The sequence below is a fragment of the Bradyrhizobium sp. TM102 genome, from assembly GCF_009176685.1.
In the GTDB taxonomy this organism is placed as follows: domain Bacteria; phylum Pseudomonadota; class Alphaproteobacteria; order Rhizobiales; family Xanthobacteraceae; genus Bradyrhizobium; species Bradyrhizobium ottawaense.
This window is the reverse complement of sequence record NZ_AP021855.1, coordinates 3,946,351-3,959,989: the sequence shown is the minus strand read 5'-3', so window position 1 is coordinate 3,959,989 and position 13,639 is coordinate 3,946,351. Positions and strand designations below refer to the sequence as shown.

The following is a 13,639-nucleotide window of genomic DNA, read 5'->3' as shown; positions in this document are numbered from 1 at the left end:
CTGCCCTGCGCGATCAGATCGACCCTTGCGCGGATCCCACAGACGGCTGTATGGCGGCCGGCCTCTTGCCCGACGGAGGCCGACCGCCTGGCTCCGGTGTTCCCGAAGCTGGGCTTTAGCCCTGCGCGATCAACTCGACGGCCCCTGTGCGCAACCGATAGATACCGCCGACCACCTTGAGCTTGCCCTGTTCGACCGCTGCGTTGAGAAGCGGGGCGGCGGATTTCAGCTTGGCAACATTGTCGATGACGTTCTGGCGAATGGCGTTGTCGAGCGCGTTACCGCTCTGCCCGGCCGCCGTCTTCACCGAAGGTGCGATCGCGGAGACCAGCGTGGGGATGTGTCCCGGCAGCGGCTTGTCGTCCTTCAGCGACTTGATGGTCGCATCGACCGCGCCGCAATTGTCATGGCCGAGCACCAGGATGAGGGGCGTGCCCAGCACGGCGACGGTATATTCCATGCTCGCGACGGTCTCGTCGCCGGCAAAGTTTCCGGCGACACGGCACACGAACAGATCGCCGCGTCCGCTGTCGAAGGCATATTCGGGCGCGATGCGCGAATCGGCGCAGCTCAAAACGGCCGCGTAGGGATTCTGACCGCCGACCAGCGCTTCGCGCTCATGCGTGAAGTCGTGGCGGCGCGACACACCCGACACGTAGCGCGCATTGCCCTCCATCAGCTTCTTGAGCGCCGCATCGGGCGACAGCACGTTCTGAGGTTTGGGCGGCGCCTTCGCCTCCTTGGCCAACGCGGTCCCGCCAAACGCTGCCACTCCGAGCGCCGAAGCGGCAAAGAGCATCATGGAGCGCCGCGAAGGAGCGGTCGATTGAAGCAGATTTTCGGAGCATTTGTCGCACATGGTTGTTGTTCTTCCTGGCTTCCCGCCCAACGCGATTCTCGTGACAACAACTGATAGCTGCGCGCGAGCGACTTCGAAACCGGGCGCGGGCCAAATAGTTAAGCTTTGGTTTGCGGCGGGGCCCGCAATGTCAGAGCTGTTGCACGTCTACCACGCCCGCGACCGCCTTGATCGCGCCGGCGATCTGCGGCGAGACCTTGAAGCGGCCGGGCAGCTTCATCTCCACCTCGGTCTCGAGGTCGAGCATCATTACCAGCGAGACCTCACCGTCGCCATTCGAGCGCGGTGCGATGCCCGGACTGCCGACTTTCGGCGCGGCGCCGTTCGAGGCGGCCATGTCGGGCCCGGCCAAACGCTTGGCGATCGATTCCAGCGGCTTGGTGTCGCGCAGGAAGATGCGCAGGCCCTTCTGCGTCTTGGCGGCGGCATCGTCCAGCGGCTCGGCATGCAACACGCGGGCGCGGACGTCCTCGCCCTGAAGCTCGGCGCCGAGTTGCAGCAGCACGGCAGCGCCCGGCTCCAGCACGTCGCGATATTGCGCGAGGCCTTCGGAGAACAGCACCGCCTCGAAGTGGCCCGTGGGATCGGAGAGCCCCATGATGCCCATCTTGTTGCCGGTCTTGGTGCGCCGCTCCATGCGCGAGACCACGGTGGCTGCGACCTTGCCGGCGGTGGCACCGGTCTTCACCGCGCGCGAAAACTCGGCCCAGCTCTGCACCCGCAGCCGCTTCAGCACGGTGGCGTAATCGTCGAGCGGATGGCCCGACAGGAAGAAGCCGACGGCATCGTATTCGCGGCGGAGCTTTTCGGCCGACAGCCACGGCTCGATCTGCGGCAGCATGATGGTCGGCGCATCCGCCGACATGCCGAACATGTCGTTCTGACCGATGGTCTCGGCCTGATGCGCGCGCTGGCAGGCGGCGAGGATCGAGTCCGCGCCGGCGAAGACGCGGGCGCGGTTCGTCTCCAGCGTGTCGAAGGCGCCGGCGGCGGCAAGACTTTCGATGATACGCTTGTTGATCGCGCGCGGATTGACCCGCGCGGCGAAGTCGGCGAGCGAGGTGAACAGTCCGCGCTTGGCCCGTTCCTCGATGATCTGCTCGATCGCCTGGATGCCGACGCCCTTCAACGCTGCGAGCGCGTAGTAAATGACCTTGTCGCCGACCTCGAAGGTCGCGCCGGAACGGTTGATGTTCGGCGGCTCGACCTTGATACCGAGGCGCTGCGCCTCGGCGCGGAATTCGGAGAGCTTGTCGGTGTTGTTGAGGTCGAGCGTCATCGACGCCGCGATGAACTCCACCGGATAATGCGCCTTCATGTAGGCGGTGTGATAGGACACCAGCGCATAGGCCGCCGCGTGGCTCTTGTTGAAGCCGTAGTCGGCGAACTTGGCGAGCAGCTCGAAGATGGTCTCGGCCTGCGCCTTCGGCACGCCGTTCTTTACCGCACCCGCGACGAAGATGTCGCGCTGCTTGTCCATCTCGGCGCGGATCTTCTTGCCCATGGCGCGGCGCAGCAGGTCGGCGTCGCCGAGCGAATAGCCCGACATCACCTGCGCGATCTGCATCACCTGTTCCTGGTAGATGATGACGCCGAACGTCTCCTTCAGGATCGGCTCCAGCACGGGATGCAGATATTCCGGCTCCTCGTCGCCGTGCTTGCGCGCGCAATAGGTCGGGATGTTCGCCATCGGGCCCGGGCGATACAGCGCCACCAGGGCGATGATGTCCTCGAAACGGTCGGGGCGCATGTCGACCAGCGCGCGCCGCATGCCCTGGCTTTCAACCTGGAACACGCCGACCACCTCACCGCGCGCCAGCATCTGGTAGCTCTCGGCATCGTCGATCGGCAACGTGGCGAGATCGACATGGATATCGCGCGGCTTGAGCAGCTTGCAGGCGACGTCGAGCACGGTCAGCGTCTTCAGGCCGAGGAAGTCGAACTTCACGAGGCCGGCGGGCTCGACCCATTTCATGTTGAACTGGGTCACCGGCATGTCGGATTTGGGATCGCGGTAGAGCGGCACGAGCTCGCTCAGGGGGCGATCACCGATCACGATGCCGGCGGCGTGGGTCGAGGCGTGGCGGGTCAGGCCTTCCAGGCGCTGGGCGATGTCAAAGGCGCGCGCCACCACCGGGTCTTCGTCGCGGAACGCCTGGAGCTTCGGCTCGCTCTCGATCGCGGCCGCGAGCGTGACGGGCGCGGCGGGATTCTGCGGCACCAGCTTGGTCAGCTTGTCGACCTGGCCATAGGGCATCTGCAGCACGCGGCCGACGTCGCGCAGCACGCCGCGCGCCTGCAGCGTTCCGAAGGTGATGATCTGCGCCACCTGATCGCGGCCGTAGCGCTGCTGCACGTAACTGATCACCTCGCCGCGGCGGTCCTGGCAGAAGTCGATGTCGAAGTCCGGCATCGAGACGCGTTCGGGATTGAGGAAGCGCTCGAACAGCAGGCCGAACTTGATCGGATCGAGGTCGGTGATGGTGAGCGCCCAGGCGACCAGCGAGCCTGCGCCGGAGCCGCGGCCCGGCCCGACCGGAATGCCCTGGCCCTTCGCCCATTTGATGAAGTCGGACACGATCAGGAAGTAGCCCGCGTATTTCATGCGCATGATGACGTCGAGCTCGAACGCCAGGCGCTTGCTGTAATCCTCGTCCGTCATGCCCTGCGACAGGCCATGGACCCGCAGGCGATTGACGAGCCCCTCCTCCGCCTGGCGCTTCAGTTCCGCCGCCTCGACCGCGGCGGCGTCCGAGCTCTGCGCGGCACCGACGGTGAAGAACGGCAGGATCGGCTTGCGCGTCATCGGGCGGAACGAGCAGCGCTCGGCGATCTCCACCGTCGAGGCCAGCGCCTCCGGAATGTCGGCGAACAGCACCGCCATCTCGGCGCGCGTCTTGAAGCGATGATCCGGCGTGAGCTGCTCGCGCTCGGTCTCGGCGATCAGCCGCCCGCCGGCGATGCACAGCAGCGCGTCATGCGCTTCGTAATCGTCGGTCGCGGCGAAATACGGCTCGTTGGTCGCAACCAGCGGCAGTCCCTTGGCGTAGGCGAGGTCGATCAGGCCGCTTTCGACGCGCCGCTCCTTCTCGGTGTTGTGGCGCTGCAATTCGATGTAGAGGCGGTCGCCCAACAGGCCGGCCAGACGCTCGCAGCGCAAGGCGGCGAGCTCGGCATGACCGCCGGCCAGCGCCAGCGAGATCGGCCCGTCAGGTCCGCCCGTCAGCGCGATCAGCCCCTCGGTCTCGCCCTCGAACCAGTCGAATTTGACGAACGGAGCATGGCTATCCGGCGATTCGAGGAAGGCGCGCGAGTTGAGCCGCATCAGGCTGCGATAGCCGCGCTCCTGCGCGGCCAGCAGCACCACGCGCGACGGCCCCATCGCGTTGCGCGCATTCGGATCCTGGTCGCCGAAATCGATCGCCAGCTCGCAGCCGACGATCGGCTGGATGCCGGAGCCCGCCATCTTGTCGGAAAACTCCAGCGCACCGAACAGATTGTCGGTGTCGGTCAGCGCCAGCGCCGGCTGATGGTCCTTCTTGGCAAGCTCGGCGAGCTTGGCGATCTTGATCGAGCCCTTGAGCAGCGAATAGGCCGAGTGAACGTGAAGGTGGACAAATCCGGCGCTCGGCATGGTCGCGTGACGGCCTCTTGCAGATGGAATGGAGCGGTCGCCGGCTCCTCAAGGCATCATGCACTCGCCGTTTGCCTTCGTTTGCCGACTCGCCTCGCAATGGTGAGGTGTCGCAGCTTCAGAGTCTACGCCGGAGCGGCCAATTGGCCGCGTCGTCCTGCTTTTCCCCAAGGGGGCACCGGTAAAGGGGAGCTGCGGTTTACAAAACCGCTGCCCCTAGAGCTGCGGTATGACCTGCGCCCAGATCGCGATCATCCCGACGAACAGCGTGATCGACGCCAGTGCGGCGGCCTCTTCCACGAAAACCCTGAACATGGCTTGCTCCCTTGTTGGAACGTATGAAGAACATTGTTCTCATTTCGTTCTCAAGAGTCAAGCGCGGCGGACGACCTCCAGGAGCAATGGTTAACTCGCTGAATTCACGCAATAAAAAAGCCCCGGCCAAGGCCGGGGCTTTCGAGGACCGCTCAACGAAGAACGATCAGTCTCAGTAACGGCCAATCATCGGGCCGCCGAACTTGTAGTTCAGGCGGACGAGACCCATGTCGACGTCCTGCTTGATGCGGTCGGTACCCGCGAGGCCGGCGAAGGTGACGTCCTTGTCCGACAGGAAGATGTGGTTGTACTCGACGCCAACCGACCAGTTCGGCGCAAAACCGTACTCGAGGCCGGCACCGACCGTACCACCCCACCGGGTCTGGTCGTTCGAGGACAGCAGCGCGCCCGAGACCGTGCTGGAAACGTCGTACTTGACGCCGACCACAGCCGCACCGCCCTTGACGTAGAGCAGGACGTTGTTCCAGGCGTAGCCGACCTGACCGGTGATCAGACCGAACGAGTCGATCTTCGAGCGGTTGCGAGTTGCGAACAGCGCGCTGACATTGTCGCCCGAGAAGTCGGCCCAGTTGCCCTGACCTTCCACGCCGAACACCCACTGGCCGGACTGAAAGCGATAGCCGATCTGACCACCGACCGTGCCGCCGGTCGCATCATGCGAACCTTCGCGGCCGCCGCCGACGAGATCCCAGGTCGAGTGCGACGAACCGCCGCCGCCGTTGATGCCGATGTAGAAGCCGCTCCAGTCATAGACCGCGGCGATCGCCGCCGGCGGCGCCTTGGTGTACGGCCGAGCTGCGAGGTCGGCAGCCAGCGCCGGCGCAGTCGCGCTCAGCGCGACAAGGCTCACAGCGGCAAGCAACAAATTCTTCTTCATTTGAGTCCCGTTCCAGTTTCGTCGTTAGGCCCCCTGGCCGCAGCGTGGTCATAACAGTGATCGACGGAATTGCTGTAACCTCGACGCAACAGTTCGCTCCAAAGGCCCGCGCTTCATTAATGAAGATTTATCAGCGCGTTCTGGAAACCCTTTGAAATAAGTGTTTTCTGTAGTTCCATTGTCGGCGACACGAGATAAATTGCATGCGCGCGTAACAACGTCGCGCGCACATTCGCGTGATGGAGAATTGAAGATGCGCAGACGAATTGTCCTCCCCATTGTCGCCACACTTTCGCTCGCTACCGCCACATTTGCGCTCGTGTCGAGCACATCAACACCCGCACGCGCGTTCGGAACGCATCATCCATTCTGCCTCACCGGCGATGAATGGCCGGGCCTGAGCAATTGCAGGTTCGACACCTACGCGCAGTGTCAGGCAAGCGCATCGGGACGCGCGCTGACCTGCATCGCCAATCCGTATTTCGTCGGGCAGAGCGACGACCCCTACGCCTACCAGAATCGTCCGCGCGCGCAGACGCCGGGCTATTCACCAGGCTACTTCCTGCGCTGAGATGCGCCGGGCTCGCCTCGCACTGGTCGTGATCGGCCTGCTTCTCGCGGGCGGATCTGCACCCGCGCAGACCTACGATCCGAGCTATCCCGTGTGCATGCAGATCTACGGCCCCGTCGGCTATTTCGACTGCCGCTACGGCTCGCTCGAGCAGTGCCGATATCTCGCCGTCGGACGCTCGGCGAGTTGCGTGGTGAACCCGTATTTTCCGCTGAAGAAACCAACGCGCCCTCGCCGCTCGAGCGCGCCGCCTCGCCCCGGATCCTAACCGTTCAGTTTCCGCCGGAGATAGGGCGGCGTAGGCGTGCGGCGAATGCCGTCATCGGCTCAGCTCTGCCAGGGCGTGCTGCGGATGCGCGTGCACGCATTCGGCTTGCGGAAGCTGGGATCGTGATCCTCGATGTAGTCGAAATTGACCGTCCCGAACGTCGTCTGCGGCTTCTTCAGCGCCGAGCAGGTCTGCACCTTCAGGAACTCGTTCTTGAAGTCGCCGCGCGGAAACGCCGAGATCACCTGGTCGCGCTGCTCCGGCGTGTAGTCGTCATACCCAATGCCCACGACGTCCACCAGGACACCCGCGTTGGTGAGCGCGATTTCCGGCCGCATGAATTGCGGAATGCCGGGCGTGGTGTGCAGCGCGATTGCCTCCCACACCAGATCGGCTTGCGGCTCGGCGATGCCGCGCGCCCGCAGGAACTCACGCGCAGCGTCGGCTCCGTCAACCTCAAATCGCTTTGTCTGCGTGTGGTAATGGTCGACGAGGCCTAGATCGTGAAACAACGCCGCGACGTAAAGAAGTTCGGGATCGAATTTCAGCTGCTGACGCAGCCCCTTCATGGCACCGAAGACGTAGACTCGGACGGAATGGTTGAAAAGCATGTCGTCTTCGTGGCTGCGCACCAGTTCAGCCGCCTCGCGCGCCAGCTTGCTGTCGGGGATTTTGACGCTGGAAATCACGCTCATCATCTTCAAGCTCCTACTTTGCATTTCGACTGATGCCGCGCGATCCGTCAGGCCGCCTTCTCGAGCGCGGCCTGCGGAGTATTTCGGAAGCTGATCGACATGCGATTGTACGCATTCATCAGGCTGATTGCGATCGTGAGATCGACAAGCTCGCGCTCGCTGAAGACCTTGCGGGCGGCTTGATAGGCTTCATCGGGCACGTTGGTCTCGGCGACGCGGGTGACAGTCTCGGCCCAGGCGAGGGCCGCGCTCTCGCGGTCGTCGAAGAGATCGCCGGCCTCGGCCCAAGCCTGCAGCAGCGCGAGCTTTTCGACCTTCACACCGCTCTTCAGCAGATCCCGCGTGTGCATGTCGAGGCAGTAGGCGCAGTTGTTGATCTGTGAGACGCGCAGGTAAGCGAGGGTCACCAGCGTCGCGGGAAGCCCACTCTGCATGACGTAGCCATAGACGCCGCCCAGTGCCTTCGCGCCTGCCGGTGCAATGTGGTTGTAGTTGAGGCGTTCACTCATCCGCTTTCTCCTTGATGATCGACGGAGCCCCTCTTTCCTCCCTCAGATGCCCCTGCCGTGGTCTATAAAAAAGGACCAAGAACACGGGAAAATCGTGTACCAAGGATCATGACCAGATCGCTGCGGCTGAAGCTCGACCGGTCGGCGAAGACGCCGCTGGCGGAGCAAATCCACAGGGGGATCAGGGCCGCCATCGAGCGCGGCGTGCTCGCCCCGGGCGCGCGCCTGCCCTCATGGCAGGATTTGGCGGCCCAGCTTGGCGTCGCGCGCGGCACCGTGCGCTCAGCCTATGAAAAGCTCTCATCGGCCCAACTGATCATCGCGGCCCGCGCGACAGGCACGCATGTCGCCGACCGACCGTCCATTCCCGTGCGGCGCGACAAGGCGCCGGACCCCGGCTCGTTCATGGAGATGTACCAGGAGCTCACGGCGGGGCCGGCGATCTTCCAGATGGGCGTTCCTTCGCAGGAGACCTTTCCTGCGACGCTGCTCGCGCGAATGCGCGCACGGGCGGTTCGCGTCGAGATGAGCGCACCTGCGATCTACCCCGACCCGCGCGGCGAACTGGACTTGCGACGCGAGATCGCGGCCTACCTTGCGCTGGCGCGCGGGATCGAATGCGCACCGTCCCAGATCATCATCACCAGCGGCTTCAGCGGCGGCCTCGGCCTGGCGCTCCGTGTCCTCGACCTCGGGCAAAGGAAGAAAGTCTGGATGGAGGATCCCGGCTTTCCCTTCACCCGGCACGGCCTCGAACTTGCGGGCCTGTCGATCGTGCCAATCACGGTTGACGCAGATGGGATCGATGTCGATGACGGCCTGCAACAAGCGCCCGACGCCGCGCTGGTTGTCGTGACACCGGGGCAGCAGGCGCCGCTCGGATCCACGCTGTCACTGGCACGTCGATCGCGCCTGCTCGACTGGGCGAACCAAAACAACGCCTGGGTGATCGAGGACGACTATCTCAGCGAACTTCAGCTCAAGGGCCGGGCCACGCCGGCGCTCGCCTCGCTCGATCGCGCCGGCCGCGTCATTCACATTGGCTCCTTCAGCAAGACCGTAACCCCTGCCCTACGGCTCGGCTTTGTCGTTGCACCGGCCGCTCTGGCGTCGCGATTCGCCGAGACCGCAGCGTGCCTCGCGCCGGCACCCGGCCCCGCGGTGCAGCTCGCCACGGCAGACTTCATCCGCGAGGGCCATTATCTGCGGCATCTGCGGCGCACCAAGCGCGCCTACACCGCGCAAGGCGATGCACTGCTGAAGCAGCTTCGAACGCGCACCACGAACGTTGCGATTGCAGGACTGGCCGCGGTCCTGCGCTTGCCGGACGGAGCGCCTGATCTTGCCATCGCCAGGCAAGCTGCATCGTTCGGACTTGCGCCCACGCCGCTCTCGCTCTGGTATGCCTCGAAGGCTTCGGCGCGCCCGGGACTGTTGCTAGGCGTCGCGACGTCTCCACTCAAAAGGATCGAGGCGTCCTGCGACCGGCTCCTTCAGATCATCGACCGCCTACGTGATCCGACTCCGGCGTCGGCAGCTTAACCCGCCAGCGTCACGATCAAGGGTCCGTTGCGGGTGGCGATCACGGTGTGCTCGTATTGAACGGTCGGCGCCTCGGGGCTGCTGTAGAGCGTCCATGGGTCGTCGCCATTCTCCGCCCATTCGGCACCCATGGAGAGGAACGGCTCGACGGTGAACACGAGGCCATCGTTCATGATGCGGCGTTCGGAGCGGTCGGGCCAGGTTGCAATCTCCGTCGGCTCCTCATGGAGCGACAGGCCGACGCCGTGACTGGCCAGATTCCTGACCAGGCTGTAGCCTTTCTTCCGCGCAAAGGTCCCGATCGCCTGGCCGATCCCGGCAATCGGTTTGCCGGCGCCGACCTGCTGCAGGCCGGTCCACATCGCCCGTCGGCCGTCCCGGCAAAGACGTTCGATCGCGCGGTTTACGGGGGGAACGGCGAAGGAAGCACCCGTATCGGCAAAGAAGCCATTCTTCTCGGCTGACACGTCAATGTTCACGAGGTCGCCGCGCGCGATCCGCCGTTCGCCCGGAATGCCGTGAGCGATCTCCTCGTTCACGCTGATGCAGGTCGCCCCGGGAAAATCATAGGCCAGCTCCGGGGCCGAACGCGCGCCGGCGGCCTCCAGGAGCTTTCGCCCGATCTGGTCGAGCTCGGAGGTGCTCATGCCCGGCTCAATCGCCTTGCCCATCGCCTCCAGCGTATTGGCGACGATGCGACCGATCTCTTTCAGGCGCGTCAGGTCGTTGTCATCGGAGATTGTCATGTCAGGGCTCTTGTCCGGGAGGCCCGGACATAGCCCCTGCGAGGTCGGCTTGCAAACGCAGCGTGTACGCCAGAATCGTTCGCGCGGCCTAGTCAGCGTTCCGCCAACGCGGGATCGCAAGATCTACATGAAACCCGGATTACGCGGGAGGTAACTAACCCAATCTCCGAACTGCCGATTGGACATCAGCAGCATCGGGAGCGTCAGATGCATGCCGTGGTCGGTCGCCACTTTGAGCGCCGGCTCGCTCGTACCCGGCACGAAGGCCGAGATGGTTGGAACACCGCCCCGTGCCGCGAGCGACAGCGCAGCCGCAAGGGCGGGGCCAACCAGATCCTGCCGGCGGACCGCGAGCGGACCAATGTGTCCATCCGAAACGTAGACGTACCCGACGCACTCGCGGCCGGCGTGAATGGTGAACCCGTTCGTCGTGCTGTCGCCCAGGAGATATCGGTGATGCTTCGCTCTGGAAACGCCGAGAGCGCTGATATCAATGGGCACCAGGTCCTCGAACCGGGCCGTCGCGGCGGCAAGAGGTTCAAGACGCAGGAGCGGCTCAGCCAACCGTGACGCCAGGCGGTCACGAGGCGCGCTGACCATGTAGATCGGACAGCGCGGGAATAATCCGTGACGGATGTAGAGGCCTTGAGACACGTTGTTGAAGGTGAAGGTAATCAACGCCTTGACGGATGCTCCGCGCGTCGCCGCGTGAGCGAATGACTTCCCGAGCAATTGATTGCCAATGCCGTCGCTCTGGCGATCAGGCGCCACGAACAACTGCGCCAAGAACCAAAGCTCGCCACACACCCAACTCCACGCGAAGCCGACAATGTCTCCGTCGTCATCGGCAACCCATAGACCTTCGGGATCATCCGCAAGCGAGAAGGCCTGAAAATGGTGCGGGCGAGAGGATGCCATCTTGCCGAACCCCCGCCGTTCCGTGAGTTCGTTGATGCTGGCGACCACGATCTCGTCGGCTCTCGCCAAATCGTCGCTACAAGCGGGCCGGCACACGACAGCCATTCTCGAATCCTCCCGAAGAGATCAACACGGCCCATGGGAGCGACGAAATCCTCAGCCGGCAATCAGGCCAGGGGCCGGATGTTCTGGTTCATGCGGAAGAAGTTGGTCGGGTCGTATTTCGCCTTGATCCGCTGCAGTCGCCGGTAGTTCGGTCCATAGGCGGCCGCGACGGGATCGCCCGTCTCGTCATCATCGAGATAATTGACATAGCGGCCGGAGGCGAAGAAGGGCCGCATCCTTTCGTAGGTGTCGCGCGCCCAGGACATGCAGCGGCTGGTATCGCTGGCCTGCATCCACTGCGCGAGAATCAGGAAATTATAGCCCTCCTGCCGATGCGGAAATGCCGTATCCACGGCATCGACGCGGGCCGCCGCGCCGTGGACGTGTTCGACCAGAAACTGCCCCATGGGAGTCGGGCAGCGCGCGAAGCATTCGATCATGGTCGCAATCGCGCCATCACTGAGCTCCGCGAGGAAGTTCGATTTCCAATAGTTGAAGGCGCCTTTCGGATAGTTGGCGTCGAGCATGCGGTTGAGGTCGCAATAGGGAATCGGCCCGACTGCATCCAGGATCGGAGTCCCGAACTGTTTCAGCGGCCGCACCGCTCGTTCGGCATCCGCCAGCGGTCCGCAGTGACTGGTGACCAGGACCGCGACCTCCGTGCCGGAGCCGTCTGGCGCATGCGTCAGGGATGCGAACAGCATGTGCTCGTCCGCGAGCGACCGCGTGCTGGTCCGGAAGAATTCGAGCACCTCGCGGGAGCGTTCGATGGGATGGACGATCGGGCCGCCGGTGATGATCGGCCCGATTGTATGAAGATCGTATTCGAGACTGGTGGCGATCCCGAAGTTTCCGCCGCCGCCGCGGAGAGCCCAGAACAGATCGGGCTCCTCTTGCCTGCTGGCGCGCAAAACCCTGCCATCGGCGGTGACGAGTTCGACGGCCCGCAGATTGTCCAGTGCCAGACCGTACTTGCCCATCAGCCAGCCCAGTCCTCCGCCGAGGGTCAGGCCGGCAATCCCGGTGGTCGAGACCACGCCGCCGGTGACCGCAAGTCCGTGAAGTTGCGTTTCGCGATTGAGCTCGCCCCAGGTGGCCCCGCCCTGCGCCCAGACGGTCTTGCCGACCGGATCGACCCGGACGCCCTTCATGGGCGAGAGGTCGATCATGATCCCGCCGTCGATGGTTGCGCGTCCTGCTACATTGTGGCCACCGCCGCGAACGGCGACCTCGAGGCCGAGCCTGGTCGCAAGAGCGACGGCGTCGACGACGTCGGCCACGCTGCGGCACCTGGCGATCAATGCCGGCCGCTTGTCGACCAGCCCGTTATGGACCTTTCGCGCCTCCTCATAGCCCTCGTCCGCCGGTTTGAGCAGTTGTCCTCCGAAGGAGGCGCCAAGATCGGCGGCAGCGCTGGCGACAGATGCGATGGACGACATGACCTGATCTCCTCAGCTTGACCCGCCATATCCTTGGCCGCGCACGATCTCCGCGCAAATCCGAAGAATTCAGGTGACGATGAATTGATTTCACCTAGACTGGCCGGCATGCACAAGCTCCCGCCCCTGATCGAGCTTCGCGCTTTTGAAGCCGCCGCCCGCCATCTGAGCTTCAAGAAGGCGGCGGCAGAACTCGGCGTGACGCCAACGGCGATCAGCCACCAGATCGGGTTGCTCGAGCAATATTGCGGTCGCGCTCTGTTCCGCCGCAGACCACGGCCACTCTCGCTGACCGATGCCGGAGCGCGGCTTTTCCCCGTCATACGCGGCGGGCTCGAGGCGTTTGCCGCCGCCGTTGCGAGCGTCAAGCAGGAAGGCGCCCAACAGCCTCTCCGCGTGACGACGACCAACGCGTTCGCCAGCCGCTGGCTCGTGCCCCGCCTGCCCCTGTGGCGCAAGTTGCATCCCGACGTGCCGCTGGAGGTCATCGGCACTGACACGGTGCTCGATCTGCAGGCCGGAGACGGCGACGTCGCCATTCGCTACGCGACCAGCCGAGTACGGCCGACAGACGGCATCGTCGAAGATCTCTTCACCGATACATTCTGGGCCGTCTGCAGTCCGCGCCTGCTTGCAACGGGGCGCTTGATGCGACCGGTCGACCTCGCAAATCACGTCCTGATCCACTCTTATTGGTCGCCGGCCGATCGTGAGCCGCCCACCTGGCAGCGATGGCTCGCCGCGGCTCAGCGCAGATGGCGTGACGTCCCCCCGTTCAAGGACATGCAGCACCTGAGTTTCCGCGAGGAATTGCACGCCATCGAGGCGGTGATCGCAGGACAAGGAATAGGAGTGTTCAGTGATGTGCTCACGGCACACGACCTCGCCGCCGGTACGCTCGTGAAGGCGTTCAAGTTGAGCTTGCCTGGCTACGGCTTCCATGTGGTCAGTAAGGCAGGCCATCCGCGCGCAAGAACCATCCGAGCCTTTTCGGAGTGGCTGCGATCAGACCCTTGATCCGTTTCTTGGTGTCGAACATCGGCCAAGTCATGATGTTGAGACCGATGCGTGTTTCGGATCTCGTGCGGCCCTCGCCATTCGAGGAATCCGGGGCCACCGTGCCGCATGCAGGCCGACGGT

At 64.2% G+C, this 13,639-nt stretch carries 12 protein-coding genes; 4 read left to right on the top strand and 8 right to left on the bottom strand.

Annotated features, from left to right (window positions below; all coding sequences use genetic code 11):
* Positions 1-115: 115 nt before the first annotated feature.
* The 3 genes from GDN70_RS18970 to GDN70_RS18960 form a co-directional block, all read right to left on the bottom strand.
* Positions 116-859, bottom strand: a complete 744-nt coding sequence (locus tag GDN70_RS18970; protein ID WP_028141510.1) for a carbonic anhydrase — start codon at positions 857-859, stop codon at positions 116-118.
* A 130-nt stretch (positions 860-989) separates the two neighbouring features.
* Positions 990-4,493, bottom strand: coding sequence for a DNA polymerase III subunit alpha (gene dnaE / locus GDN70_RS18965; RefSeq protein ID WP_152102893.1), 3,504 nt, complete (start codon positions 4,491-4,493; stop codon positions 990-992).
* A gap of 487 nt (positions 4,494-4,980) precedes the next feature.
* A complete protein-coding gene (locus GDN70_RS18960; protein WP_028141508.1) occupies positions 4,981-5,706 on the bottom strand; it encodes an outer membrane protein in 726 nt (241 codons plus the stop codon).
* 253 nt (positions 5,707-5,959) lie between these two features.
* Here GDN70_RS18960 and GDN70_RS18955 point away from each other — a divergent pair, with 253 nt between their 5' ends.
* Positions 5,960-6,277: a DUF3551 domain-containing protein gene (locus GDN70_RS18955; RefSeq protein ID WP_028141507.1), complete on the top strand. Its 318-nt coding sequence runs from the start codon at positions 5,960-5,962 to the stop codon at positions 6,275-6,277.
* Position 6,278: 1 nt separating this feature from the next.
* The gene (locus GDN70_RS18950) at positions 6,279-6,545 is read left to right on the top strand and encodes a DUF3551 domain-containing protein (RefSeq protein ID WP_028141506.1); all 267 of its coding nucleotides are present in this window, start codon (positions 6,279-6,281) and stop codon (positions 6,543-6,545) included.
* A 59-nt stretch (positions 6,546-6,604) separates the two neighbouring features.
* On the opposite strand, the gene GDN70_RS18945 is transcribed toward GDN70_RS18950, so the two are convergent.
* Together GDN70_RS18945 and GDN70_RS18940 are read right to left on the bottom strand one after the other, a co-directional pair.
* Positions 6,605-7,243: an HD domain-containing protein gene (locus tag GDN70_RS18945; RefSeq protein ID WP_028141505.1), complete on the bottom strand. Its 639-nt coding sequence runs from the start codon at positions 7,241-7,243 to the stop codon at positions 6,605-6,607.
* A gap of 44 nt (positions 7,244-7,287) precedes the next feature.
* A complete protein-coding gene (locus GDN70_RS18940) occupies positions 7,288-7,749 on the bottom strand; it encodes a carboxymuconolactone decarboxylase family protein (RefSeq protein WP_152102892.1) in 462 nt (153 codons plus the stop codon).
* Between the two features lie 108 nt (positions 7,750-7,857).
* Here GDN70_RS18940 and GDN70_RS18935 point away from each other — a divergent pair, with 108 nt between their 5' ends.
* On the top strand, positions 7,858-9,291 hold the full coding sequence (locus tag GDN70_RS18935) for a PLP-dependent aminotransferase family protein (RefSeq protein WP_038948699.1): 1,434 nt from the start codon (positions 7,858-7,860) through the stop codon (positions 9,289-9,291).
* On the opposite strand, the gene map is transcribed toward GDN70_RS18935, so the two are convergent.
* The 3 genes from map to GDN70_RS18920 form a co-directional block, all read right to left on the bottom strand.
* Positions 9,288-10,037 carry a type I methionyl aminopeptidase gene (gene map / locus GDN70_RS18930; RefSeq protein ID WP_038948700.1) on the bottom strand — a complete coding sequence of 250 codons (750 nt, stop codon included), beginning with the start codon at positions 10,035-10,037 and terminating at the stop codon, positions 9,288-9,290. The genes GDN70_RS18935 and map overlap by 4 nt on opposite strands.
* A gap of 123 nt (positions 10,038-10,160) precedes the next feature.
* Positions 10,161-11,060: a GNAT family N-acetyltransferase gene (locus GDN70_RS18925; protein ID WP_038948701.1), complete on the bottom strand. Its 900-nt coding sequence runs from the start codon at positions 11,058-11,060 to the stop codon at positions 10,161-10,163.
* Between the two features lie 62 nt (positions 11,061-11,122).
* Positions 11,123-12,499, bottom strand: a complete 1,377-nt coding sequence (locus GDN70_RS18920) for an FAD-binding oxidoreductase (protein ID WP_028141500.1) — start codon at positions 12,497-12,499, stop codon at positions 11,123-11,125.
* A gap of 108 nt (positions 12,500-12,607) precedes the next feature.
* Between GDN70_RS18920 and GDN70_RS18915 the strand changes: the two genes are divergently transcribed.
* The gene (locus tag GDN70_RS18915; RefSeq protein ID WP_028141499.1) at positions 12,608-13,516 is read left to right on the top strand and encodes a LysR substrate-binding domain-containing protein; all 909 of its coding nucleotides are present in this window, start codon (positions 12,608-12,610) and stop codon (positions 13,514-13,516) included.
* Positions 13,517-13,639 lie beyond the last annotated feature (123 nt).

Coding starts and splice junctions, on each gene's coding strand:
- dnaE (WP_152102893.1), bottom strand. CDS start 4,493: ATGCCGAGCGCCGGATTTGTCCACCTTCACGTTCACTCGGCCTATTCG.
- GDN70_RS18970 (WP_028141510.1), bottom strand. CDS start 859: ATGTGCGACAAATGCTCCGAAAATCTGCTTCAATCGACCGCTCCTTCG.
- map (WP_038948700.1), bottom strand. CDS start 10,037: ATGACAATCTCCGATGACAACGACCTGACGCGCCTGAAAGAGATCGGT.
- GDN70_RS18920 (WP_028141500.1), bottom strand. CDS start 12,499: ATGTCGTCCATCGCATCTGTCGCCAGCGCTGCCGCCGATCTTGGCGCC.
- GDN70_RS18950 (WP_028141506.1), top strand. CDS start 6,279: ATGCGCCGGGCTCGCCTCGCACTGGTCGTGATCGGCCTGCTTCTCGCG.
- GDN70_RS18915 (WP_028141499.1), top strand. CDS start 12,608: ATGCACAAGCTCCCGCCCCTGATCGAGCTTCGCGCTTTTGAAGCCGCC.
- GDN70_RS18935 (WP_038948699.1), top strand. CDS start 7,858: ATGACCAGATCGCTGCGGCTGAAGCTCGACCGGTCGGCGAAGACGCCG.
- GDN70_RS18925 (WP_038948701.1), bottom strand. CDS start 11,060: ATGGCTGTCGTGTGCCGGCCCGCTTGTAGCGACGATTTGGCGAGAGCC.
- GDN70_RS18955 (WP_028141507.1), top strand. CDS start 5,960: ATGCGCAGACGAATTGTCCTCCCCATTGTCGCCACACTTTCGCTCGCT.
- GDN70_RS18940 (WP_152102892.1), bottom strand. CDS start 7,749: ATGAGTGAACGCCTCAACTACAACCACATTGCACCGGCAGGCGCGAAG.
- GDN70_RS18945 (WP_028141505.1), bottom strand. CDS start 7,243: ATGATGAGCGTGATTTCCAGCGTCAAAATCCCCGACAGCAAGCTGGCG.
- GDN70_RS18960 (WP_028141508.1), bottom strand. CDS start 5,706: ATGAAGAAGAATTTGTTGCTTGCCGCTGTGAGCCTTGTCGCGCTGAGC.